We start from the raw sequence: 25,469 nt of genomic DNA on the forward strand, positions 1-25,469 counted from the left end.
GGTTATCGTGCAAGCTAAGCCGAACTATTAAGTATGTTCAGCGTTCGACTGAGCGCTCACGCCGAAGTCTTAGCTTGTTCGATGACTGAGCGGGCTACTAAAAACCCAGACCTCAGCTCTTAGCAGGTCTGGGTAGTTTATACTCCGGGAACTCGGTGTTCCCGCATTCCGAACCTTTATTCGGACATACAAAGCCCACGAACGCGCCGCATTGCAGGGGATACCGATTACTCAATTGCGCGGAGAAAATGCCCGTGAAGCCCAAGCTGATTATCGCCGGGTGGCGGATGAACTACACCATCATTGGGGGTGCTAATGACAAAAAAAAAGTTAACTGATTTGCTGCGGGAAGAGGTGGAAAAATCGCCATCTTCCAATCAGCAACCTATTGAAGATACTAACGAACCGAATACAGAAACCGAGGACGAATCAACCATGGCAACCCGCCGGACAACCAGTACAAGTAAATCTTCAACTCCCACCAAAGCTGACCTTGAAGCCACGGTTGCGGAATTGAGACAGGCACTCGAAGAAGCCCAACAACAAGAAACCACTGTGGTTAATTTCCAAGATAGTTTAGCCCAAGCTGAGCAACGAGAACAAGGGTTAAATGAGCAAATTACCGATTTAGAAACCCAATTGCAGCAGCAGCAAGGAACCGTCGAACAATTACAAAGTGAGTTGAAGAAACTTGACCATTTAAAGAGTGAATTTGAGGACGCCAAAAAAGCCGCTGTTCAACTCGCCCAAGCCAATGATAAATTGATGCAGGAAATGGAGACGCTTAAACAAGAGAATGAATCGCTTAAAGCCACTCAAAAGCGACCCATAGAAACCACGCAACCAGTAGAAACCAAACGCCCTCCCGCCAGATCTCCTGCCCGCCCTCTAGGACGACCGATTCAAAAGGATAGCGAAAAGCCGGCTGATTTTGCCAATAAAACGTGGTTACTTTAATGCGTATTATAGCAGTAGACACATCGATTAGGACTTTCGTCACCATTGTTCCAGACGTTGCATGCAACGTCTCTACATAAATGATGTGTCCTAACAGCTATGGCGGTTGCTATACTAAACTGATGCTCTAGTCTTATCCCGGTTTTCTGTTTCCTTTGTCTTTTTCCCTGTTCTTAGCCTGGTTCCCTTTTTCCTATTCTTATCACCAAAACTATCATGGAGCAACGTATAAAAACAGGGAATAATAAATAGGGTCAATCCCGTTGCTAGAGATAATCCGGAAAACACAACTACACCTAAGGGTTGTAAAAACTCTGACCCTTTGCCAATTCCCAAGGCTAAAGGAAACAAGCCTAAAACCGTGGTAATTGTGGTCATCAAAATCGGTCGTAAACGTTGGGGTGCGGCTTGCAAAATCGCGGTTTTGCGGTCAACCTTTTCCCGGTAATAAATTTGATTGGCAAACTCCACCATCACAATCGCGTTATTCACCACAATCCCTACCAGCAGTACCGCCCCCACCAGAACCGTTGCACCCATGGCGGTTTGGGTGATATACAGTCCCAAAATTCCTCCGGCTAAGGCGAGGGGTACGGTGAGCATAATCACCAAGGGGTCAATTAGGGAATTATACTGGACCGCCATCACCACAAACACCATAAACGCGGCTAATCCTCCCAGTATCTTCAGAGAATTTTGGAGTTGCTGATTGGTTTCACTGGCGGAACTGGGTAAAATAGAAACCCCCTCCGGTAAATCTAATTCAGCTAACACCGCATTGGTTTCCGCTAACGCCTCACTCAAGGTTGCACCCTCATTTAATGTCCCCGCTATTAAGAACACTTGGCGCTGATTAATCCGCTGAATTTCACCCGGCGCTTGTCCTTGATCAATTGCGGCGACATCACCCAATTTTATTTGGCGATTATTATTGGTAAATAGGGGTAAGTCTTTAATCTGAGACACGCGCTGAATCGCCGCTTCAGCAAGCTGTACCCGCACATCCACCAAGCGATCACCCCGTTGTAACTGAGTCGATACCGAACCCGCGATCGCGGTTTGAATCGTATCCCCAATTTCCTGTGCCGTTAACCCCAATTGGGCGACTCGTTCCCAGTCGGGACGAATCTGAATTTCGGGTTGGCGATCATCTGCATCCGGGCGAAATTGGGCTAAGGTTGCGCGTTCATCTAACGCTTTTAACACTTGACGCCCTGCGGCTTCTAACTGCTGTGTATTTGTTCCTTGTAAGCCAATATCTAAATCCGCCCCCCGAACGGGTGAATTACTTAAAATAATTCCTCGTACTTCACCGGGACTCAAACGTAGACGAGTTTGGACTAAATTTAACGTCTGCAATTCCTGATTAACTTGTCCAATAAATGTCTCGACATTACTATCCGATTTCAGCGCAATTGTACTTGTCCCTCGTAACAAGTTTTCTGAGGTATTTCCCCCAAACAAAAACCCGCCGGATGTGGTAAACGCATACTCAGTTTCCGGCTGCGCCAAGAGAATATCATCCACCGCCATCATCACTTGGCGATTTTGTTCTAGAGTAGTTCCTGGTGGAAATTGGGCAAACATCCGGGCTTGTCCGGTATCAATTCGGGGTAGAATTTCTTGGGGAATTTGACTAGCTAAGGCTAAACTTCCACCGCCGAGAATTAACACAGCCAGGGCGATAACTAAAAGCCGATACCGCAGCACCCGCCCTAGGAAACGTTGATAACCCAAGGTTGCGGCTTCAAAGCGACGATTAAAAGCTTGCAATAGCCAAAATCGGTTTACGCCACTTGACCAAGGGATTGCCAATAGGCGAGAGGAAAGCATGGGTACAACTGTCAACGCCACCACTAACGAGGCGGCGACAGCAAAGCTAATGGTTAAAATTAATTCACTAAACAGAAGGGAGAAAAAGCCACCAATGAGTAAAAAAGGGAGGACAGCGACTAAGTTTGTACTGGTGGAGGCTATCAGCGCTGATTCTACCTCTTGGGAACATTGTTCGGCTTGGGAAATGATGGATTGAGCCGAGGTGGGTTGAGTGAAGTTATCGGTTTTGTCCGCAACCTTATCAGTTAAATCCGTTCCTGCACTTGGATTATCAGACACACCCGCCGCGATGGTTTCTAGCATCACGATCGCATTATCCACAACAATCCCCACGCCTAACGCTAATCCACCTAAACTAAACACATTCAGGGATAAGCCAAATAACTGCATTAAAATCACAGCGGCTAGAGTAGCGAGGGGAATGGCGATGACAATAATTAAGGTTTGTCGCAATGAACCTAAAAATAACAGCACCGCAAACGCGGCTAATGTTGCTCCGACTAACCCAGCACTGGTCACATTGGCAATAGAATCTTGGATGAAAATAGATTCATCCAATGTCGCCACTAATTCAATGTCGTTTGTAATTAAACCGGATTGCTTTAGCTGTTCAATGCGTTTTTTAACTCCATCGACAACTTCAATCGTATTCGCATCCGGTTGCTTCTGAATACTAACTTTAACCGCTGGTTCTCCATTCAGAAAGACAAATACCCGTCTATCTTCTGTCCCATCAATTACCTCAGCAAAATCGCGCAAATAGACTCGACGCGAAGGATTTGTGGCGTCTGCCTCGTTTATCTCGAAGGACAAATCCCGCAATTCTTCCGCATCCTGAAACCGTCCCATCGTTCGGGTCAAGGGTTCTGATTCTTCCCCCCGTAGTCGTCCCCCGGCTACATCTTGATTCCGTTCATCTAGGGCATCTAGGACATCGGTTAAGCCTAATCCTAATCGCTGCAAACGAGTGGGATCAATCAACACCCGAACCTCTTCCGTTACCCCACCGGAGACATCCACCGAGGCGACGCCAGGAACAACACTCAGTTCACGGCTAAGTTCTTCATCGGCAAATACGCGCAAATCCACATCCTTTAGGGATGAAGATTCCAATGCTAATTCATAAACAGGTAATTGAGAGGGATCGAACTTAAATAAACGCGGTTCTTCGATAATATCGGGTAAATTGGATTGAGCGCGATTATACGCTGCTGTTGCATCATTTAGCGCCTGATCAATATCACCGCCCGGTCGAAAAAACAAGTCTAAACTAATTCGTCCCTCACGAGTTTGGGAGAAGACTTGGACAACGCCCTCCGTCGCGCTTAATCCTTGTTCCAAGGGTTTAGTAATTTCCTCAACCGCCACTTCTGGCGAGATACCGGGCGCTCCTAAACGTAAGCCAATCCGGGGATAGGTAATCGAGGGTAATAAATCGACCTGAATCTGGAGAATGAAAAATATACCTAGTACAATAACGGCTAGGGTTAAGACTAGGGTACCGATATGGCGGCGAATCGCGATCGCACTAATACTTAATGGGTTATTTTTCATTGATTATTGGCAATTAATTAATAATTCATTGGCTTAGGACTAGAACACCCGTTCAGGAATTGAGGTTGAGCGATGTATTAAGGTATACAGATTTTAACAAAATAAGTAAAGTTTTGTAAAATGTTAACGTAGCAGAAGAGGTTTTGCCCAGTCAGCTAATGCCTGGGGTACACACTAAACGTAATCAAGAAATTCTCTCGGCACTTACACCATTATAGGAGCAGCAACGGTGACGGTTCAGCTATCTCAGCCTGAGTACCGACGACTGACCCCTATTATTCAGACGTTAGCAGACTTTGCCACGGCACGCGATCGCACTCTAATCTGTCACGCATTTAAATTGGGAATGGCTAGCGAGCAAGATGCTCGCATTACAACGATTTTGACCTTGTTGACATTAAGGTTTAAATGTCGAACAACGTATTCAACCTTTAACAAGTAATGAAGATTCCGACTTTCTGTAGGGGCGACCCGCTTCATCTAATTAATAACACTAATCCACTCAATTCGGTCGGGTCGCCCTTTATTCATAAGTCCTGTTGTGGCGATAGATGTTAGGTTTTAGGTATTACCTGCATGGCTGACCAAGAGCGCATTTAAATTGGGAATGGCTAGCGAGCAAGATGCTCACATTACAACGATTTTGCCGTTGTTGACATTAAGGTTTAAATGTCGAACAACGTATTCAACCTTTAACAAGTAATGAAAATTCCGACTTTCTGTATGGGCGACCCGCTTCATCTAATTAATAACACTAATCCACTCAATTAGGTCGGGTCGCCCTTTATTCAATCGACAAACGGCGTCCTCTGATTGATGTTTTATCGGTTGGGCTAATACACTCAAATCTGGGAGTGATCATACCTATTCCGCTTCCGGATTCAGTCGAATCATCGCCCAAGTCGTGTAGGTTCCAATCGGACTCCAAATAATATAAGGCAACAGCAAAACCGCTGCCCAAACTGAGATAGAATAAACTAAAAGTGCCAAAATAATACTCAATATAGCCCCCGTCCCCCCAATCATCGTACCCACCTTGAGACTGCGAAGTCGGCACATGACTGGCGTATAGGCAATTGTTACTATTTCCAATAGCAAATATAACCCCAAAATCTGCCACGTTTGAGAACTCCCAGGATTACGTTCCCATACCACATAAGCTGACCATCCCCCACAAATAAAAATCACCGTCCAGATAAAAGGAATCGCCGCCTCAAACGTTAACCATCGGGGACGGCGCAGGCGGTTGAACCATCGGACATCATCGGACGTTAACCAGTTACCCGCAAACGCTACTAGCAAGGTTACAGTCCCAATTACCATCCAGGATTTAATCATGTTCTCCCCTGTGAAAATCCCACGACATTGGGTGATTATACCTAGTTTGATAGATTGAGCTAATCATCCCTATAAAACCAGCTTATCGTTTTGGCACAGGTTTTGGGGTCAGCAGGAAATGACGCCCTTGGGTGAAAAAAGGTAGTCCTTGCCGAACCGACATGGTAAAGTATTAATCTCGGTCGGTTCTAATGGGGAGCAGCCATTGGAGGTAACGGGGAAAGTTCGGTGTAAATCCGGCGCTGTCCCGCAACTGTGACGAAACAAGTCCTTGTTTCTAAGTCAGAATGCCCACCGACAGATAACTTTTCGATGATTCATCTGCGAGGTACGGATGGGAGTTCAAACATTATTGCCAAAATTCAGACGATTAAAGAAAATCCTAGAGAAATTACGATATTCGTCTAGGTAAAAATCACTAATCCATACAGGCACAGGTTCACTGACTATTCAAACTAGCCAAACCCCTGATAACGTTTGACTATTGAATTCTGCCTAGCGGTACTAGCCATTCTCTCTAATTTCAGAATGCTGCTATTGAGTTGAAATAGCAGATAGTAAACTGTCTTTAGAAACGGCTGGCAAGCAACACAACCATCCTACAATCCCTAGAACTGATACGGTTTTAGCGCTTCATCACCCCAGAACAATTCTGTAATTAAACACAATGACTCATCAACATACCCTATTTGTTTGTACAACCTGCGCCAGCACTTGGCAAGATGGCAAGCGTATTGGTAAAAGTGGTGGCGAAAAACTGCTAGAACCATTGCAGGAACTCCACCAAAACTGGTCACTCCGGGATGAATTTAAACTTCAACCTGTTGAGTGTATGAGTGCTTGTAGTCGCCCTTGTGCGGTTTCTTTAGCTGCACCCTCTAAACATACTTATCTGTTTGGGGATTTACCCGTAGATGTAGAGACATTACCCGCAACAGCAGCAGCTATCTTAGACTGTGCCAGTCTGTACCATAGCAAACCCGATGGTTTATTGCCTTGGTCAAAACGACCTGAACCATTAAAAAAAGGCATTTTGGCACGAATTCCACCCCTATCCTGAGGTTAAATAATCATGCATAAAATTCCCGTAACTGTAATTACTGGCTTTCTCGGTTCTGGCAAAACCACATTGATGCGCCATTTACTGCAAAACAACCAAGGACGTAAAATAGCCGTTCTGGTGAATGAGTTTGGCGAAGTGGGTATTGATGGCGAGTTATTGCGTTCCTGTCAAATTTGCGATGAGGAAGACAATCCTAATGATAATATTGTCGAACTGACCAATGGTTGCTTGTGCTGCACCGTTCAGGAAGAATTCTACCCCACCATGCAGCAACTCTTGCAACGGCGCGATCGCATCGATTGTATGCTAATTGAAACCTCTGGATTAGCGTTACCCAAACCCTTAGTTCAAGCCTTCCGTTGGACTCCCATTCGCAACGGTGCTACTGTGGATGGAGTAATTACAGTGGTAGATTGTCAAGCGTTAGCCGCAGGAACCTTGGTGAGTGACCTTAACGCCCTAGAATCCCAACGTCAAGCTGACCCGAATTTAGACCATGAAACCCCAATTGAGGAACTCTTTGAAGATCAATTGGCTTGTGCGGATTTAGTCTTACTCACCAAGGTAGATTTAGTTGATGAGGCGACACTGAGGAGGATCAAAGACTGGTTACAGGATCAATTACCCACGGGAGTTAAGGTTATCCCTTGTGATCAGGGACAGATTCAGCCTGAACTCTTACTGGGGTTCAACGCCGCCGTTGAGGATAACTTAGACAATCGTCCCAGCCATCATGATACCGAAGACGACCACGACCATGATGACGAGATTAATTCCGTCCAATTTATATCCGATCAAGCCTTTGAACCCAAACCCCTAATCGCCAAACTGCAACAACTGGTGCAACAGCAGGAGATTTACCGGATCAAAGGGTTTGTGTCTGTACCCAATAAACCCATGCGGCTAGTCTTGCAGGGAGTCGGCAATCGCTTCGATTCATTCTATGATCGACTGTGGCACAACGGCGAATCTCGCCAAACTCGGTTAGTGTTAATTGGACGTAAACTAGACCAAGCTGAAATTGAGCAAGCAATTGGCAGTTAAACGATTAATCGTGAGGGTAGGGGAATGAGGAAAATTCAGTGGCTACTGCTACTTCTTAGCTTCTGGAGTACGTTTCTGGTTTCATTACCCGCAGAAGCCGCCAGACTTCTGCAGTGGCGATTTGATGCGAGTCAAAATCAACTGGAATTTACCACAGACGGTAGTGTTCAACCCAAAGCCCAACTGATTCCCAATCCCCTGCGCCTGGTTATCGATTTACCCGGTACGACGTTGGGACGCCCCAGCGTCAGCCAGTCGGTAGGGGGAGGAATTCGCGAAATTAGGGTGGGACAGTTTGACCGCCAGACGACGCGGATTGTGGTAGAAATTGCACCGGGTTATACTATAGACCCGCAACAGATTCAGTTTCGTGGGGCGTCACCGAGACAGTGGTTTGTGCAAATTCCGACTCCCCAGCGGATCACCACACCTGCACCTCGTCCCCTACCGCCAATAACTCCTCCCCCCCAAACCCCACCTCGTCCCACGCCACCGGAATCCTCTCCTGAGACAAGGGAGTCAACTGTGCAAGCTGATCCGATTCAGGTGACACGGGATGGGTTTTTCATTCGCACCAATGAAGGGGAAGCCAAAGAGATTCAGGTGCAACGGAGTCGCGATCGCGAAACCATTGAGTTTGATGTAGAAGGAATTACACTACCCCCAGATTTACGGAATCAAACGGTGTCGGTGAATCGCTATGGGGTCAACCAAATTCAATTGTCCCAACCGTCGGGTTCCTCATCCCCAACTCGCATCACCTTAAACGTGAATCGCGAGAGTCCCGACTGGCAGATGAATTATAGTTCTGTTGGTGGTTTGGTATTATTACCCAGGGGAATTTCGGCGTCCCAGCTTGAGGGGTTATCGCCGCGACGATCCGATAGAGAACCCACGGCGACTACAAGTCTCGCCACGATTGAATCGGTGGAAATTGTCCAAAATGGCACGCAATTATTAATTCGGGCAGATCGACGGATTCGGGCGCGGGGAAACTGGAATGCTAACGCCAATCAGTTCCAAATTACCATCCCAGATGCTCAACTGGCTGACCAAATTCAAGGACCTCAGTTAGGCGTAAATAGTCCGTTATCTCAGGTAAGACTACGCCAGCCTGATTCGCGTACTGTAGTGATTGTGGTGCAACCGGATCGAAATACTCAGATTGGCGAACTCAATCAACCCAGTGAACAATTGTTAGCCCTATCCCTGCGACAGAGGAGAGTCTCGTTACCGCCAACAGGTTCGCTTCCCGTACCGCCACCGGAACGATTACCGCCAGAGAGTTCACCGCCTCCAACTGTCTTTCCTGGCGTTCGGAATACTCGTGTCGTGGTGATGCTTGATCCGGGACATGGGGGCAAAGATCCCGGCGCTGTGGGGATTGGTGGCTTGCAGGAGAAGAACGTAATTTTGCCCATTTCTCTCCAAGTTGCAGCCATTTTAGAACAGCAGGGTGTGCAAACGATATTAACGCGATCGGATGACCGATTTATTAGCCTGAGAGGACGAGTTCAACTCGCCGAACAAACCAATGTTGACCTATTTGTCAGTATCCACGCCAATGCGATTAGCCTGAGTCGTCCCGATGTAAATGGCGTGGAAACCTATTATTACAGCAATGGACGAGGATTAGCTGAAGCGATTCAAAATAGTCTCTTACAGAGTACCGGAATGCGGAATCGCGGCGTGAAACGAGGCAGATTTTTTGTCATCCGACGCACCTCTATGCCTTCTGCATTAGTGGAAGTGGGGTTTGTCACCGGGGCTGAGGATGCGCCAAGACTTGCCACACCTGAATTTCGCCGCCAAATCGCCCAGGCGATCGCACAGGGTATTTTACTCTACATTCAGCAAACTCGATAGGGTGTCGGGTGGGGAGCCGTGTAGAGACGTAGCATGCTACGTCTTTTCGCAGGGGGAGCAGGGGGAGCAGGGGGAGCAGGGGGAGCAGGGGGAGCAGGGGGAGCAGGGGGAGCAGGGGGAGCCATGTTCCAGACGAGCCATGGATCGTCTGTAGGGGCGGGTTTAGGGACTAATATTGATTGTTATCCCTAGCTTGGCTGCAAAACCCGCCCCGACCAAATGACAAATGACAAATGACAAATGACATAAGACAAATGACATAAGACGAAAATAGGAGAATGTCACAGGAATGGGCGTCAATCGCATCCGGATTGCCAAGGATCAAGCCGATTTAGTCAAAGCCTTAACTGCATCAGCCGAGACAACCGGACCCTTTCAAACTTATGCCGACGTTATCGCATTTGCGGCAGCGTTGGGAGTCAAGCGCAAGAAGCGATCGCCTCTGGGAACGATTGCGAAGAAAGAACCCGCACCGATTGGGTTAGAGATATTTGTATCGAGGGGATATGACGCCCTGATTAAACTTTTGGCGCTTGTCGAAACCAAAGATGCCAAAATTCTCTCCACCTTTGACACCAAAGCAGAGGAGGAAAGGATTCATATTTTTGAAGAATATGCCCATGGGGGGTTGGAGATATTACGAGACGAGTTACGGGGGGCAGTGGATTATTCAGAGCGATTAGTGTTAGTTTTGAATGCACAACGGTTTAAACAAGAGGTGACTGAAGATGAGTTTGATTTGAGCCGATTTCTCTAGCAGTTTTTAAGTGCTAAGTGCGTGAGGTAAACCCATACAAAGGGTGCTGTAGGGGCACCATCCTTGCGCCTAAATAAAAAATGAGAAACGCTATAAAGTGGATTGAATCAAAAATTTAAGGATTCAGTATAACCGTTAAATCAAGGACAAATCCCGGTAACACATCTTCGCCTGAAAGTGTGGGTGGTGCATCAATAGAGAAATTGATTTGTTCTACATCAACGAATGGTCGATAAATTTCCACTAGGGGAGTTTGGGGATCAATCAGCCAACCTAAACGGGCGCCATTCTCCCGGTACTCTAACATTTTTGCACGCAAACCTTTAAGCGAATCGCTTTCAGAACGAAGTTCAATCACAAAATCTGGACATAAGGGCGGAAAACGTCGCCGTTGTTCGGGGGATAATGCTTCCCATCGTTCCAGAATTACCCAGGATACATCGGGACAACGTTTGGCATTATTGGGTAATCGAAATTCAGTGGAAGAGTCAAAAACTTTTCCCAGTCGGGTTTGCTCGTTCCAATTGTAAACTTTAGCCGTCAAACCTGCATTACTAATGCCACTTTCTCCACCTGTTGGGGGCATAATTATTAATTTTCCATCAGCGGTGAGTTCCAATCGCCATTGTTCATTCGCCACACAAAGTTGATAAAATTGCTCGTCGGTTAAGCCGACGGTGGGGGGTACGTTCAGGGTTAGAGTGTCCATTTTTGTGCTAGCCAACTGAATTAATATTATTATCAGCGATGTTTAGGGTAAAGTACTCTTTCCGCGTTTGAGGCTAAACCCAGAAGATTCGTTGGTTTGAACAGTCAGCTTACGGTGGATAATCGTCTCAGTTATACTACGCGATCGCTTTACGTGAATTTGCTGATGACAGAAAGAGACTTTATCGGTTAACAAAATGCATCAAACGACTATATGAAAGGCTTTTGTAAAGTGTGAGTAAAGACTTCGCGATCGCTAAATTCTTTGGGTGTCGAATGGGTAAACTAGGTAAATTAACAAAGCTGCTTAAAAAGTAATGAATGATGAGTAAAATGTAGGGGCGGGTTTAGCCGTTTAATTTTGGTATAGACCAATAACCTATCAACAAAACCCGCCCTTCATCCTTTTGCATTAGGGAGGGCGAGTCAATAAAAGTAATCGGTTTCCGATTAACGAGAGTGCAGCGACTCGCCCCTACAGACCTTATATTGGCTTATATTGGATATGTATTTATGTGAAATATACCCCAGTCTCGCGATCGCACCCCGCCAACCGATACCCTGTCCATGCTATACCAGCAAGCCAGATTTCCACACGTTATCCTTGCCTAAATTCTACTTCTGCTTGTGTTTTAGGACTGAACCTGCACCAATGGTACTAATCACCAGTAGCCCTAATCCTGTTGCCGGTTCGGGAACTGTGGCAGGTTCTTCAAGAGTAACCAATTCGTATCTGAGATTATCAAAGGCAAATTCTTCGTATCCCTCGTTAAAGGTTATCTCAGCACGCAGAAAAGGTGTGGTACTTTCGATACCAAAGAAACCACCCAAAAATTTAGGATCGGGTTGAGCATCACCGGAAAACGTTCCCAGAAGGTTATAGGCATCATCAAATAATTTAACGGTAACAGCATTTGCCAAAAAGTCTTCATCAATAGGAATATCCAGAGGAAAACCTTCGTATTGACTTAAAGCAAAGCCAAATCCCAAACGATTTTGCAGTTCGGGAAATATCAGCGACAGTTGTTTACCATCAAGCCCAAATGTAATGTTCGGTGAGGTAACGTTATTGGTATTGAGAACAGCCTCGCCGTCGTAGAGATGACCGAGATGCAAAACATCGTCGATGATAAAATGAGGGATCAGGGTATAGTACTCGCCAAAAGGCTGAATACTATCAGGATAATCAACCAAGGTTTCCTGTCCGGAAAAATCATCGATTCCGATCAGGTTAAACGTTCCTGGAATCGGCTGAGTAACGGTTCCTCCCCAGTCAAGAACAACGCCATCGTCTCCGGGATCAGCGCGGAAAACACCAGTAGAACCATCCGCCAGTTGTGCCGAGAATGCGATTTGACCGGCATCATTAAATCCTTTATTGGAGAAACCTAAACTGGTAATGGTAGAGCCAAAGAGTGGATCACCAATAGCAATTACCTTATCAGCAATGGGGTCAGAGCCGGTAAAAATCCCGTCCTCTCCGGTATCAAGTCGAGATCTAAACGCTACAGCGCCATTATTGTTAATAGCAGGACTGGAAAAGGAACTAAATGCTCCGCTAGTATCGGCAATGGTAGTGAAGGAACCGTTACTACTGGTGAAAATACCTGAACTTTCATCATCTAGGAAAGCCGAGAAAGCCAGAGTATCGGCATCGTTAAGTGAAAGGGCGCCAAAGGATTTGAATGAACCATTCGTGTCGGCTATGGGCGTAATTGAATTACTCGTGAAGATACCGCTGCCCCCACCATCTAATAATGACGCTCCAAAGGCTACAGTTCCCTGGTTATTCAGGTCAAATGTATCAAACAGAAACTTAAAGTAGACATTTTCGTCAGCAATAGTTGTACGGTTCCCACCATCGCTGGTTACTAAGCTAAAATTTCCACCATGACTAAATGTTAATTCTTTGAATGCGACACGGCCATCGTTGTTAATAGCGACGCCTCCGAATAGGTCATCGAATAAACCATAGGAAGTTGGATCGGTGGCGATATGAGTAGAGGTGCTACCATTGCTAGTTGAGAGAACCCATACAGGAGCACGAGGAGAACTTACTTGTTCCACAAAAGCGACAGTATTGCTATCGTTTATATCTTTGACATCAAAACGCCCCATACTCTCGGTGATTGTCAGGGAGTGACCATCGCCTGTAAATATGACATCCCGGTCAACGTAAGTGTCAATCCGTGGAGCCAGAGGCAATTGGTCTAAGTCCAATGTAGCCTCAAATGCTACAGTTCCCTGATTATTTATTGCGGAATTTCCTATCCACTTATAGGGACCGCTATCATCAAAGATGCGACTAAAGGTATAGGCGTTAGCGTTTCCCGTCGCTAATAAACTGAGGGTCATACCCATTGCTGTTGCCATGGATAAGTGATAAATTGTTGGGTGTTTCATCGGAATACCTCAAAGCAAAACATTAACTGTAGAAGTTGGAAAAGTACAAAGTTCGTATCTGATAAACCTTCTGTATTTTCTGGGTATTTCCCGGCTTTTAGGATTTCCTATCCTAGGTGCAGCAACAGATTGATCATGTCTAGCTAGGGGAGGCGATGGGGCAATACCTGCGGTTAAGTTGCCTGTTTGACACAGGCTGGAAATATTTAGATGAGTTCTAGTTACCTATTCTTTATTATTCTCCCAGCCGAGTTAAAAGGCTGTGAAGTTTTGATGAAGATTTGGCAATTGGATGAAGCTTTTGTGAAGATGGAGATACCAGAGCGGTCAACAAAAGTAATAGGTTGTCCCATTCACGGGAGTCCAAGGACTTGCCCCGACAGACCTGACATTGGATATGTAGGTATTTAACAGTCTCGCACACCGTAGGGAAACGATAGATCTGCCTTGTATCACAATTCATCGCGCGATCGCACCCGGCAAACCGATACTCTGTCTATGGTGTACAAGCGGGCAAAATTTCCACATTACACAAAATTACTAAAGGTATTTTATCCTTGGCTAGAGTCTACTTCTGTTTATGTCTTAGAAGTGAACCGGCACCAATGGTACTAATCACAAGTAGTCCTAGTCCTGTAGCTGGTTCTGGAACTGTTGCTGGTTCAGGAAGAGTAACAAATTCGTACCTCAGATTGTCAAAAACAACATCTGAACCTTGCTCAAAGTTGATCTCAGCACGTAGAAAAGGCACAGTACTTTCGATACCAAAGAATTCATCTGGAAACAGAAATAATGGATCGACTTTGGCATCACCCGAAAGTGTTCCTAGAAGGTTCTCGCTAGCATCAAATAGCTTTACACTCACAGCATTTTTCACCAATGTTGTAGTTGTACCAGCCCAAAAATCAGGATATGGATTTAGGGCAAAGCCAAATCCTAGGCGATTTTGTGGTTCTGGGAATATCAGTGATAGTTTACCATCGGAGAAACCAGTCAAGCCATTCAATCTGATGTCAGGTGAGGTGATGTTATTTGTTTGAATATCCGGATTCAAGATAGCCTCGTCGAGAAAGCCGATATGAATAACACCTTCGGATATACAAATCGGTGGCGGCATAAAGCCACTAGAATCACTACAACCAGAATCGTACTCAATTAAGGTTTCTTGTCCGGAAAAATCATCGATTTCGATAGGTTTTAGAGTTGCCGGAATTGGCTGGGTGAGGGTTCCTCCCCAATCAAGGACAACAGCATTAGGATCTGGATCAGCCAGAAAAATACCACTAGAACCATCAGCCAGTTGCGCCAAAAATGCAACTTGACCTGCATCGTTAAATCCTTGATTGGAGAATCCTAAGCTAGTCACGGTAGAGCCAAAAAGTGGATCACCGATGGTAATTACTTTATCAGAAACTGGGTCAGATCCGGTAAAAATTCCGTACTCTCCAGTGTCAAGTTGAGCTCCAAACGCTACAGTGCCATTATTGTTGATAGTGGCAGCATTCACTAATCCAGAAAAGGAACTAAATCCTCCGCTAGTATCAGCGATGGTGGTGAAGGAACCACCGTTGCTGGTGAAAATACCTTCAGTTCCATTATCTAGGGAAGCCGCAAAAGCGAGAGTATCCGCATCGTTAAGTGAAAGAGTGCCGAAATTACTAAATGGATCAAAATGAGTGTCAGCTATTGGGGTAGTCAAATCCCCATTAACGGTAAAGATACCACTGACCCCAGCATATAAGAACGCTTTAAAGGCAACAGTTCCTTGATTATTGATCGCAAGACCCTCTCCAAAATTTCTAAAGAGACCACTGTCGTCAGCGATGGTTGTGCGGTTTACACCATCACTGGTAACTATGTCAAAAAATATATCTCTGAAAACAACATTTATATCTCTGAAAACAACATTGCCCGCGTTATTAACAGCAACATCACCAAAAGTGTCTGCGCCGAGACCAACAGTACTGTTATCTACGCTAATGGTAGTCAACACGCCACCGTTGGTAGTTGACAGAACATATACAGGGGCACGAGGAGAACTTGTTTGTGTCGAGAAAGCTACAGTATTGCTGTCGTTTATATCCTTGAACTCAAAAGTCCCCATACCCTGGGTGATGCGTTTAAGTGATTGACCGTCTCCTGTAAAGATGACATCCCGAAACAGCGAATCGCGAGGCTGTGAAGGGAAAGGATATTGGTCTAAGTCCAATGTAGCCTTAAATGCTACAGTCCCCTGATTGTTAATGGCGGGAGACGGAGACGGATAAGAATCAAAGTTATAGGGACCACTATCATCGAAGATGCGGCTAAAGGTATAGGCGTCAGCGTCTCCCATCGCTAATAAGCTGAGAGTCATACCAACTGTTGCCATGGATAAGCGATAAATGGTTGGGTGTTTCATCTTTGGCTAACCAAAAACGTTAAAATAATAGACTTACTATTTATTATTCTCTCGCCCAGAGTGAACGGCTGTGAAGATTTGATGAAGACTTGGCAATTGGATGAAGCTTTTGTGAAGATGGGGTTCGGAGAGCAAGTCATACTAAATCCGGGTTAACTGCCCCCGTTTTGGTAGGGACAAGGCAGATGGCAGATGGGGTAGAAGGAAAAAGTACCAAGGGCGCTAAAGCGCTTACTACGAACTTTAAATCAGCATTCACAACACAGGTGGAAGTCCCACGTCTCTGGGCTTGACAAACTTACCATTAAACCCAACGGCTTTCCCCTCAATCGTTCTGGCTTCGGCTAATTCTCGCCGCAGTTCTGCCTTTTCCATGCCATCCTCTGTCCCCGCAATAATATAAATCAGTAATCGGGCGGCTAAATCTCGTCCCGATACCATGATCCGCTTCTTATTTGGGTCAAATAACACCCCATACCACAGCGATTGAGGCGTCTCCATCTGGCTAAATCCCCCTGCGGCGTCGTATTTACTGAGTTTCTTAAATACCGTTTTTAACGATAACTTTTTCTGAAATACCACAATTCCTAAGGCTTGGGTAAAGGCAATTTGTCCAACGGGACGGAAGAGAATATTCCCTTCACCGCCATTTTTCTCAAAGCTGAAGCGGCGTAACTGGGGGGTTTCTTCCCCTTGTTCTAACCGTTGATAACTGGGTAAGCTGGCTAGGTGGTCAAAAAATTGATTAAAGCTGTCAATTCCGGCTGCTAATTCCTCATCATCGGGACGCATCGGGATTAACCCTTTTTTCTCCGGCGGTTTCCAGTGGGGGAATTGATGGTCTAGATACCGTTGAGACATTTCATTTAATGCCTGGAGGGTGGTTAATACGGTGGATTTTGCGGCGACGGTGGCGCTATCCCAATTAACACGGGGATTGCGTCCGGGGACTTCTTTTAATAAGGGATGGTTGACGGCGATTTTGCGGGCGACGATGGAAAAGCCGTCATTTTCATTTAATAGCGCCAGTTGTCCTTTACTTAAGCGTAATGCCATTAAGTTGACGTGGACGAAAATAGACCGGACGCGCCGCCTTGCGGCTTCTCTGGTTTCGCCTTTGGCGACGGCGGGGATGAATTCAATGCCGATTTTTTCCTGGGCGAGACGTTGTAGGTTGGCGGGGTCAAGTTGGTATTCGTCGATTAGGTCGTCTATGGTAATTACACTGCCTACGGGTTTTTTGTTTTTGTTGTAACGTTGCAGTCTTCCGGTTTTGAGTAAAGTCATTAGTCCCTGAACACCCATGAGTCGGTGTTGACCATCCAGGGCGAAGATGGACACGGAAGGGGAGATATCTAAGAGTCCCACGGTTTTGCTTTGGTCGAGGGGAATGAAATCGGCGGCGGATTGGCGGGCGCGTCCTTGTTTATCCCATTCCTTGGCTTTGGGATTGTCTACCCAGGTGGGGCTGTGAACGACGAGAACGGCGGGGAATTTATGGGCTTGGCGGGCGGCGAGGTATTGGGTCAGGGGGGCTTGACGTGACCAGTCGAGGGGTCGTTGCAGGATTTCATCGACGGTTTCTTCATCCCGGATGACGTTGTCTGTTTGGGGGTCGAATTTTTGCCGGAAGAGGGGGAGTTGGGAGGCGAAACGGACGCGGCTATCTAACCATTCGAGGGTGACAGACCCGATAAAGGCTTCGGTACTCCCCATCTGGGTTTTCTGAACCAGGAGGCGATCGTTTCTGGCTAAATGGCGATCCAATAGCAGGGCTAGCGCCTGTCGATCCTGGCTGTCTTGTTCCAGGATTTGGCTGGCGATGTCTGCTTTGGGCTTGTCGGGGCTACTCATCGGTTTTATAATATTTGAGTCTGTTTTTAAAAATAACTGTTTTAATATTTTTATGTCAAATGGGTTTTTAAAAACTAAAATTGTGCCATAATAGGGATGTCACCTGTGAGGGCTTGTCGGGGTGGGTTTAACTGCATCCGTGTCACTTAAGGTGAAAACCCCTACTGGTAAACATAGGGGAAGTGTACCCCCACTCCGGAAACTGTTTCACCCTCATCCCCTAACCCCATCTCCCATCAAGGGAGAAGGGGAACCATCACGGCGGACACCCCTCTTACTTGTCACCGATAACTGACCCAAAATTGGAGTGATTAAAATGAGTGACCCAGTAAAAGTATTAGATCCGAATTCTATCGAGGCGTATCGGACACGAGTGCAACTTCTCGCAGGTGAGTTGAAAGCTGCAAAAAATCAGGTTGCGCGTGTGAATATTGCCTTAATGTTAGCGGATGCAGCAACAACATTAGCACGGCTGGAACACGATGAGTTACAAAATCAAAATTCCTAATCGGTAAATCAATGTAAATCAACCCAACTTTATTACTAAACCTATGACAAAGGACAAAGGACAAATGACAAATGACAAATGACAAATGACCAAGGACTAATTCCTTCCTTCGAGTATGTTTTACCCGCCATTCGAGGGATTCAAGCGGGACGGGAATATTATGTGTCGATGTGTCCAGTACGATTTATTCCTAAGCTGTTTGGGAGGGAGGATGAAGAGAATCCGCCGGATCAGAGAGTCGCGCGATCGCTAAATTCTAAACGAGTCCCAGATATTGCTAACTATATCTTGAATAATCCTGATAATTATACCGTTTCCGCGATTACCGCCGCGATTGATGCTGATATTAATTTTGAACCGATTGGTATCGAGAAAGAAGGGCGAAAAATGGGGCGCTTACGAGTTCCCATGGATGCGCGGTTTCAGATTACTGATGGACAACATCGCTGCGCGGCGTTTGAGTGGGCGCTGAAGCAAAATCCGGCGCTGGGGTATGAAACAGTGGCGGTTATTTTAGTGTTGGATATCGGGTTGCGCTATTCCCAGCAGATGTTTTTGGATCTCAACCGTTATGGGGTTCATCCGGATGCTTCGCTGGCGATTCTCTATGATCATCGCCATCCCCAAGCAACTGTGGTCAAAGCGGTGATTAGAAATGTTAATGTGTTCCGAACCCTAATCGATAAGGAACATCGGACATTACCCGTGCGATCGGGGAAGCTATTTACGCTGCATACCCTCTATAATGCTACGTCTATGCTGTTGGCGGATTGGCAAACGGCTGAATTGGAACAGCAGATTGATTTGGCAATCCGGTATTGGCAAGCTGTGAGTTATTGTGTTCCAGATTGGGAGGCGGTGAGACAACGAAGTGTAAGCGCCAGGGAGATGCGCCAGGATTATGTTCATAGTGATGCGTGAAGCGAAGCTATCGCGTCAGCGACTCGCACTTTTGGGATTGGGGGCGGTAGGGTCAGTGTTACTATCGGTTTATCCCCAGAGTTGGGAGAAACGGTTGCAGGAATTGCGCCGGGTTGACTGGTCGCGTTCTAATCCCGATTGGGAGGGGCGAATTATGGTCAAGGGTCAGATTTCGCGATCGCGCACCAGTATAGGGCGGATGGTGGCTTATTTGAAAGGGTATTTGGGTTTACCGTTAACAAAATGATCGCCACTATTTATATCCAAGCTAATTTTGCCTTAGCTACATTAACCGCTATTCTGATCGGGCTGGCACTGGCTGAGATTTTGTAAGGTTTAGATGGATTTTTGGGATTGGGGTCTTTTTTGATAATATTTCCCTGCCAAAGTTCACCGGCTGTTGACCAATCCAGTTGGGCAAGTTGTAATACTTTTTCTGTTTCAAATGTATAAATACGTCGGTTTAATGCTAAGTAGAGCAAGCGTCCAAGAATTTCTAGTCCAACACTCCTACCTAAAATACAGTCTTCTTTGAATGTAGCAATGTCTTCAACAGTCAAGTCATCAACATTATTTTCACAAATGTATTGCGTTTTACTGCATTCTGAAAAAAACTGATTTAGATAACTCGCTAAGGCGTCAGAGGCTTGTTCAACGTCATGTTCTTTTAGAGCATGATTTGGATCATTGACAAAAGCACAACTTACTAATTTAGCTATATAATTCGTTGTGTAAATCAATTTCTTTTTTGTAGATGGAGAATTTTTAATGCGTTCTGTCTTATCTTCAAACATGGAAACTTGCTCAATTAAATTTTTAGTAATCCCAACTGTACCTTCAAATTCACCAAAGGACAAAAGTAGAGATTTATCCAATGCTTTAGTTTGAGCCATATCTCTAAAATCAGTTTGACACTGGCTAAAATTCCCCTCTAAAACCAGCGTTATGGGAAAATCATTATCAGCCACTGACTCGCCATCGGGACTTTCTATGAGTTCGTGAATCGCACGCTTACGATGCTGTCCATCCGTAACATCTAACTTAACACCACGAGGAATAATGACTAGACAAATTCCCCTTCCTAATTCGATTACCTCAATCTTCTCTGGATCAACATTGGCAGTTAGGGTGCCGACAATCCAGGGTTTGTTTTTACCAATACGATTGAGAATATAGTGTTTGATTTCATCCGTATGTCCTTTTACCTCTGGACGATTTTTACCCGAATCAGGATTGTTATCGGTGGAGGGCTTAGCTTGAAGCAGAGTAGGCAAATCATCGGCAGGAACGTTAATCTGGATCATTTGACGCTTGCCCTGCCGGAAAATCAACCCAGGATAGCACTTTTGACGGTGATACTTGGCAAAGTACGGCTCAAGCACTTGATCAAACGGCTGATTGGATTCTTCCTGGGGGAGGTTGTAATCAGACATATAAACCAATAAAATCAGTAAAACATTATGAATCTATTATAATTATGACTCGCTAGAAAAGGAAACTGGTAAAATACGCACTTTGAACTATGACACAAGCCCATCAGACGTCTCTCTTCCCACCACGCACGGTGGCTGAGTTAGTGGAAGATATACAGAAACTAACAGCAGAAATTCAAGATTTATACTGTCAAGATGAAATACCCTTCGTTATTGGCTGGAGTGGCGGAAAAGATAGCACAGCCGTATTACAGTTAATCTGGAATGCGATCGCAGCGTTGCCAGCGGAAAAACGGACAAAAACGGTTTACGTTATCACAACAGACACACGGGTAGAAAATCCGATTGTCTCTACCTGGGTTCGTAAATCCTTGGAAAGAATGAAGCAGGCAGCAAAAGAGCAAGAAATGCCGATAGAACCCCATTTGCTCTATCCGAAAACTGAACAAACATTTTGGGTAAATTTAATTGGCAAAGGATATCCAGCACCACGCAACCAATTTCGTTGGTGCACCGAACGTCTGAAAATTCATCCGGCTAACCATTTTATCCGTGAAGTTGTTCGCATGAATGGTGAAACAATTCTGGTGTTGGGTACTCGTAAAGCAGAAAGTGCTAAACGTGCTGCCACAATGGAAAAGTATCAAGCGGGTAGACTTCGCGATCGCCTCAGCCCTAATGGTAGTTTACCCAACTCTCTAATTTACTCTCCGATTGAAGATTGGCGCAACGATGAAGTTTGGCTTTATTTGATGCAGTGGCAAAATCCTTGGGGTAATACTAACAAAGACTTATTCTCGATGTATCAGGGCGCAACAGCCGATAATGAATGCCCTTTAGTTGTTGATACCTCAACGCCTAGTTGTGGGGATTCTCGGTTTGGCTGTTGGGTTTGCACCATGGTTAATAAAGATAAGTCCATGGAGGCGATGATTCAAAATGATGAGGAGAAAGAGTGGATGCAGCCTCTGCTGGATATTCGCAATGATTTGGATATTAAAGACGATCACGATAAGAGAGACTTCCGCCGCATCTACGGTAGAGTTGAACTCTTTGAACGCAATGTTGATGGTGAAATCTCCGTTAAACCGATTCATGGTCCCTATACAAAATACTGGCGGGAACATTGGTTAAGACGAGTATTAGAAGCCCAAACCCATGTCCGGAATACTGCGCCCCCAGAGATGCGCGACATCACTCTAATTACTCCAGAAGAACTTAGCGAAATTCGCCGTATCTGGTTAGAAGAAAAGCATGAATTTGACGATAGTTTACCTCGCATCTATGAAGAAGTCACAGGCGAACCATTCCAAGATTCCCGCCCTAGCGCCGAACGCAAACTTTTGGGGAGTGATGAATGGACAGTCTTAGAAGAAATCTGTGATGCGGATGAAATGCACCTGGAACTTATGGCAAAACTCCTCGACACCGAACGCCAATATCATACTAAATCCCGACGCGGTATCTATGAAGCCCTAGAAAAATGCTTTAATAGTAGTTCCCGTTCTAGAGAAGACGCGATTGACAACGCCTACTATCAGCGACATCTGAAAAATACGGTTCAAGATATCAAACATGATTTATCAGAAGTTCATGAATTGAGACAGGCTTGGGATAAGCCGAAGGAAGAGAAACCTAAACAGTTATCTTGGGCGAGTTTGAAATTCCCTGAACCCGATTCCGAGGATACTGAAGAAGCAGACGGATAGCCAAAACATTGTAGAGGCGTTGCATGAACGTCTCTACAATCGGTGTTCACATTCTATTGTGGGTTATGGTGCAAACAATTCTAGCAAGAACGATTACTTTACATGACCTGGAAACTAAATTTGGTCTTACATTCATTGAAGATGATCAGTTTTTCCGGGAATGGCAAGATGATTTACCGGATATTACCGACTCAGACAAGCAACGCCTTGACCGAGTAAAAGCTAGCTATATTCATTTACTCAAATATCCACCTCTGCTAGAAAACACTGTCAAAATGGTCATCCTGTCTCCTCTTCTAGATTTGGCGGGATTTTATTTGCCACCATTCCATATAAAATCCGAAAAATCGGTCGAAATTGCGGCTGATGACGGTGACATTAAAGTTAGGGGAGAAATTGATGTCTTAGCTTTAGGGGAACAGGTGTGGATTGCAGTGATTGAATCTAAACAAGCCGCATTCTCACTAGAGGTAGGTATGCCACAAATCCTAGCCTATATGCTAGCTAATCCCACAGCAGACACGCGAATCTAGGGTAATAAAAAATGATGTAGGTTGCTTCTCGACAAGCGAGTATGACTAATGACCAATGACCAATGACCAATGACAAATGACGAATAACTATGATATTTCTGGAACTCGCCCTGCAAAACTTTGGTCCCTATCAAGGGCGACAGGTGATTAACCTCCGTCCCGAAACCAACAATTCTACCCATCCGATTATTCTCTTGGGCGGGATGAATGGGGGTGGCAAAACCACTCTAATGGACGCCATTCGCCTCAGCCTTTACGGTTCCCGCGCCCAATGTTCCACTAGGGGAAATTTAAGCTATAATGACTTTCTCACTCAATGCGTTAACCGGAACACTCCGCCCACAGACAAAACTCGTATCGAATTAGCCTTTGAAGTCGTAGAAGAGGATAAACCTAGAACTCTGAGAATTGTCCGCTATTGGACAAAAGAACTCAAAGATGGGAAAGATACGCTAGGTATTTTAGTCGATGAAGAGTGGCCCGATAAAGCCCTGGCAAATACCTGGGATGACTATATCGAAAATCTTCTCCCTCTGGGTATTTCTAATCTCTTTCTCTTTGATGGGGAACAAGTCAAAGAATTGGCTGAATTGGAAACTCCACCTCCGCTAGTGGTAAGTGCGATTCAATCCCTGCTTGGGTTAGAACTTGCTGAACGCCTATCCACAGATTTAGATATTCTCGCTAGTCGTAAGCGCCGGGATATTGCCAATCAGAAAGAACTGCAAACCTTAGATAATATTGAAGCTAAACTCATTCAACAAAAAGAAAAACTGGAGGTAGCTAAACAAGACAAAAGTGCCCTAAAATCTAAACTGGACTATGCCACAAAAGAACAACAGCTAGCCTCGGATAAATTTATCTCCGAAGGCGGTAAACTTGCCAGCGAACGCAGTCAACTGGAAGTCCAATCGAAAACGCTGATTGAACAAGCTAATCAGGTGCGTCAAGAGATGCGAGACTTGGCGGCGGGTGTGCTTCCCTTGTCTCTAATTTCTCCGTTTCTGGAACAAGCGAAAGCCCAAGCCGAACAGGAAAAAAAACAACACCAAATTAAATTGACCCGGGATGTATTAAAAGAACGGGATACACGTTTAATTCAGTATATCAAAAAAATCTCCTTAACCCCCAAGCGAGTAAATCAGATTCAATCCTTTCTAGAGAGTGACAACCAAGAACTGGATCAAGAAATTTCCGCCCAAGAGGAACCGTGGTTATTAGCAGATGAACCGGCTATCACTCGCCTAGAAACCCTGCTGAATTATGAACTCTCAACCGCCCAAACCAACGCCCAAAGCCAACGAGAACGCCTGCAAACCCTAGAAACTGAAATTGATGCTTTAGAAAGACAAATTGCCACCGCCGCATCTCCTGAAGCCTACAACGCCCTGAAACAGGCATTTACTGATGCCCAAAATAAAGTGATCAAGGTGAAAGCGGCTTACGAAAATGCTTCTCGCCGCTGTGATGAAATAGATCGTCAAATTAGGGAAACGAAAAAGGAGTTAGAAACTTATGCGGATGAAACGATTAAACTGAAAAATAATCAGCATATTATTAATTCCATTGCCAAGGTTCAAGCCACATTGGAACTCTTTCGAGAGAAATTAACTCTGAAAAAACTGAATAAACTGGAAATCGAAGTTACCGAATGCTTTCGTTATCTGCTGCATAAATCCGACTTAGTTCACCGTGTCGCCATTGACACCCAAAGCTTTAGCCTGTCTCTCTATGATCCAGAAGGACAACCAATTCCCAAACATCGTCTATCGGCGGGGGAAAAACAACTGTTAGCGATTTCCTTTCTTTGGGGACTTGCCCGTGTTTCGGGGCGTCATCTTCCGGTGGCGATTGATACACCATTGGGACGGTTAGATTCCTCTCACCGGAGTAATTTAGTGGAACGGTATTTTCCTACGGCGTCTCATCAAGTTATCCTGTTATCCACGGATACGGAAATTAGGGAAACCGAGGTAAAACGCCTACGGGAATTAGACGCTATTGCCCAAGAGTATTGCCTGAATTATGACCCCAAAGAACGGCAAACCGTTGTCGAACCCGGTTATTTTTGGTAAGAATTGGGGGAGAATGGGTTGGGGTGGTTTCGCGATACGTTCTGTCGAACAGGCTCCGCCAACGCCTTTTCTTGGCTGGATTAACTAGAAGGCAGAAGGGGTAGGAGGAAAAAGTACCCCAGCACCAACCTTTCTGGGCGCAAGCCTTGCGCCCCTACACCCTATAAGCTGTCATGCATTTAAATTGGGTTGGGTATTAGTAGCGAGCAAGATGTAAAGCCTGCGGCATGGCTTCGCTTAACGCACACCAAGGATTTCGTCATTATTGACATTAAGGTTTAAATGCCAAACAGCTTACCCTACACCCGCCCTTATTTGGCATCTTCGGGTTTTTTCAATGTTGCCAAATATTTACCCAGCGCTTCTGCCAAATCTTGTTCTGGGGATTTCTTTTTCGCTGGAGGTTTTTTCGTTGGCGCAAAGCCACCAAAGAACCACATCCAAAACAGTGCATACATTGCAATCATTAAAAAGCCAGACATCATAACAGTAAATCCTAAAAGACACTC

Annotated in this window: 20 protein-coding genes, 1 pseudogene and 1 riboswitch; of the genes and pseudogenes, 13 read left to right on the plus strand and 8 right to left on the minus strand. The window is 45.4% G+C overall.

The genetic code is table 11. The annotated features are described in order from the left end of the window. Positions 1-142 precede the first annotated feature (142 nt). Positions 143-316, plus strand: a pseudogene (locus tag RIG27_RS02530) (ParA family protein); the annotation flags it as partial. Beyond that, on the plus strand, positions 316-957 hold the full coding sequence (locus RIG27_RS02535; protein WP_446342118.1) for a hypothetical protein: 642 nt from the start codon (positions 316-318) through the stop codon (positions 955-957). The pseudogene RIG27_RS02530 and the gene RIG27_RS02535, both read left to right, overlap by 1 nt. Positions 958-1,071: 114 nt before the next feature. Here the strand turns inward: RIG27_RS02535 and RIG27_RS02540 are convergent, their stop codons facing one another. Beyond that, entirely contained in the window at positions 1,072-4,347 is a 3,276-nt protein-coding gene (locus RIG27_RS02540) for an efflux RND transporter permease subunit (protein WP_446342120.1), read from the minus strand. Positions 4,348-5,211: 864 nt separating this feature from the next. Next, entirely contained in the window at positions 5,212-5,685 is a 474-nt protein-coding gene (locus RIG27_RS02545; protein WP_446342122.1) for a TspO/MBR family protein, read from the minus strand. 166 nt (positions 5,686-5,851) lie between these two features. Beyond that, positions 5,852-5,998, plus strand: a riboswitch (cobalamin riboswitch). 354 nt (positions 5,999-6,352) lie between these two features. On the opposite strand from RIG27_RS02545, the gene RIG27_RS02550 reads away from it, so the two are divergent. From RIG27_RS02550 to RIG27_RS02570, 5 genes are all read left to right on the plus strand, one after another. Next, positions 6,353-6,745, plus strand: a complete 393-nt coding sequence (locus RIG27_RS02550) for a DUF1636 domain-containing protein (RefSeq protein WP_446342124.1) — start codon at positions 6,353-6,355, stop codon at positions 6,743-6,745. A 12-nt stretch (positions 6,746-6,757) separates the two neighbouring features. Beyond that, positions 6,758-7,792: a cobalamin biosynthesis protein CobW gene (gene cobW, locus RIG27_RS02555; RefSeq protein WP_446342126.1), complete on the plus strand. Its 1,035-nt coding sequence runs from the start codon at positions 6,758-6,760 to the stop codon at positions 7,790-7,792. Positions 7,793-7,816: 24 nt separating this feature from the next. Then, positions 7,817-9,658, plus strand: coding sequence for an N-acetylmuramoyl-L-alanine amidase (locus tag RIG27_RS02560; RefSeq protein ID WP_446342128.1), 1,842 nt, complete (start codon positions 7,817-7,819; stop codon positions 9,656-9,658). A gap of 33 nt (positions 9,659-9,691) precedes the next feature. Further along, positions 9,692-9,850, plus strand: coding sequence for a hypothetical protein (locus RIG27_RS02565; protein WP_446342130.1), 159 nt, complete (start codon positions 9,692-9,694; stop codon positions 9,848-9,850). Positions 9,851-9,947: 97 nt separating this feature from the next. Beyond that, on the plus strand, positions 9,948-10,415 hold the full coding sequence (locus tag RIG27_RS02570; RefSeq protein WP_446342132.1) for a DNA phosphorothioation-associated protein 4: 468 nt from the start codon (positions 9,948-9,950) through the stop codon (positions 10,413-10,415). 115 nt (positions 10,416-10,530) lie between these two features. On the opposite strand, the gene RIG27_RS02575 is transcribed toward RIG27_RS02570, so the two are convergent. The 4 genes from RIG27_RS02575 to RIG27_RS02590 all read right to left on the minus strand — a co-directional run bounded on the left by RIG27_RS02575 (position 10,531) and on the right by RIG27_RS02590 (position 17,781). Further along, the gene (locus tag RIG27_RS02575; RefSeq protein ID WP_446342181.1) at positions 10,531-11,124 is read right to left on the minus strand and encodes a Uma2 family endonuclease; all 594 of its coding nucleotides are present in this window, start codon (positions 11,122-11,124) and stop codon (positions 10,531-10,533) included. A gap of 614 nt (positions 11,125-11,738) precedes the next feature. After that, complete coding sequence (locus RIG27_RS02580; RefSeq protein WP_446342134.1) at positions 11,739-13,526, minus strand: DUF7453 family protein; 1,788 nt, start codon at positions 13,524-13,526, stop codon at positions 11,739-11,741. Positions 13,527-14,094: 568 nt separating this feature from the next. Next, the gene (locus RIG27_RS02585) at positions 14,095-15,927 is read right to left on the minus strand and encodes a DUF7453 family protein (RefSeq protein WP_446342136.1); all 1,833 of its coding nucleotides are present in this window, start codon (positions 15,925-15,927) and stop codon (positions 14,095-14,097) included. 255 nt (positions 15,928-16,182) lie between these two features. Next, positions 16,183-17,781, minus strand: a complete 1,599-nt coding sequence (locus tag RIG27_RS02590; protein ID WP_446342138.1) for a DGQHR domain-containing protein — start codon at positions 17,779-17,781, stop codon at positions 16,183-16,185. 316 nt (positions 17,782-18,097) lie between these two features. Here RIG27_RS02590 and RIG27_RS02595 point away from each other — a divergent pair, with 316 nt between their 5' ends. The 3 genes from RIG27_RS02595 to RIG27_RS02605 all read left to right on the plus strand — a co-directional run bounded on the left by RIG27_RS02595 (position 18,098) and on the right by RIG27_RS02605 (position 19,457). After that, complete coding sequence (locus tag RIG27_RS02595) at positions 18,098-18,289, plus strand: hypothetical protein (protein WP_446342140.1); 192 nt, start codon at positions 18,098-18,100, stop codon at positions 18,287-18,289. A 78-nt stretch (positions 18,290-18,367) separates the two neighbouring features. Continuing rightward, positions 18,368-19,210: a DNA sulfur modification protein DndB gene (gene dndB, locus RIG27_RS02600; protein WP_446342142.1), complete on the plus strand. Its 843-nt coding sequence runs from the start codon at positions 18,368-18,370 to the stop codon at positions 19,208-19,210. After that, positions 19,203-19,457 carry a DNA sulfur modification protein DndB gene (locus RIG27_RS02605; RefSeq protein ID WP_446342144.1) on the plus strand — a complete coding sequence of 85 codons (255 nt, stop codon included), beginning with the start codon at positions 19,203-19,205 and terminating at the stop codon, positions 19,455-19,457. Before dndB ends, RIG27_RS02605 begins: the two co-directional genes overlap by 8 nt. A gap of 10 nt (positions 19,458-19,467) precedes the next feature. Here the strand turns inward: RIG27_RS02605 and RIG27_RS02610 are convergent, their stop codons facing one another. Next, positions 19,468-20,643 (minus strand): DNA sulfur modification protein DndB, encoded by a 1,176-nt coding sequence (locus RIG27_RS02610; RefSeq protein WP_446342146.1) that lies wholly within the window; start codon positions 20,641-20,643, stop codon positions 19,468-19,470. A gap of 89 nt (positions 20,644-20,732) precedes the next feature. On the opposite strand from RIG27_RS02610, the gene dndC reads away from it, so the two are divergent. The 3 genes from dndC to dndD all read left to right on the plus strand — a co-directional run bounded on the left by dndC (position 20,733) and on the right by dndD (position 24,960). After that, the gene (gene dndC / locus RIG27_RS02615; RefSeq protein ID WP_446342148.1) at positions 20,733-22,352 is read left to right on the plus strand and encodes a DNA phosphorothioation system sulfurtransferase DndC; all 1,620 of its coding nucleotides are present in this window, start codon (positions 20,733-20,735) and stop codon (positions 22,350-22,352) included. A gap of 23 nt (positions 22,353-22,375) precedes the next feature. Next, the gene (locus tag RIG27_RS02620; protein ID WP_446342150.1) at positions 22,376-22,885 is read left to right on the plus strand and encodes a restriction endonuclease subunit R; all 510 of its coding nucleotides are present in this window, start codon (positions 22,376-22,378) and stop codon (positions 22,883-22,885) included. Positions 22,886-22,974: 89 nt separating this feature from the next. After that, positions 22,975-24,960 carry a DNA sulfur modification protein DndD gene (gene dndD / locus RIG27_RS02625; protein ID WP_446342152.1) on the plus strand — a complete coding sequence of 662 codons (1,986 nt, stop codon included), beginning with the start codon at positions 22,975-22,977 and terminating at the stop codon, positions 24,958-24,960. A 311-nt stretch (positions 24,961-25,271) separates the two neighbouring features. Here dndD and RIG27_RS02630 read toward each other — a convergent pair whose 3' ends face one another. Continuing rightward, entirely contained in the window at positions 25,272-25,445 is a 174-nt protein-coding gene (locus tag RIG27_RS02630) for a hypothetical protein (RefSeq protein ID WP_446342154.1), read from the minus strand. Between the last annotated feature and the right edge of the window lie 24 nt (positions 25,446-25,469).

This window comes from Coleofasciculus sp. F4-SAH-05 (genome assembly GCF_040222985.1).
GTDB classification, from domain to species: domain Bacteria; phylum Cyanobacteriota; class Cyanobacteriia; order Cyanobacteriales; family Coleofasciculaceae; genus Coleofasciculus; species Coleofasciculus chthonoplastes.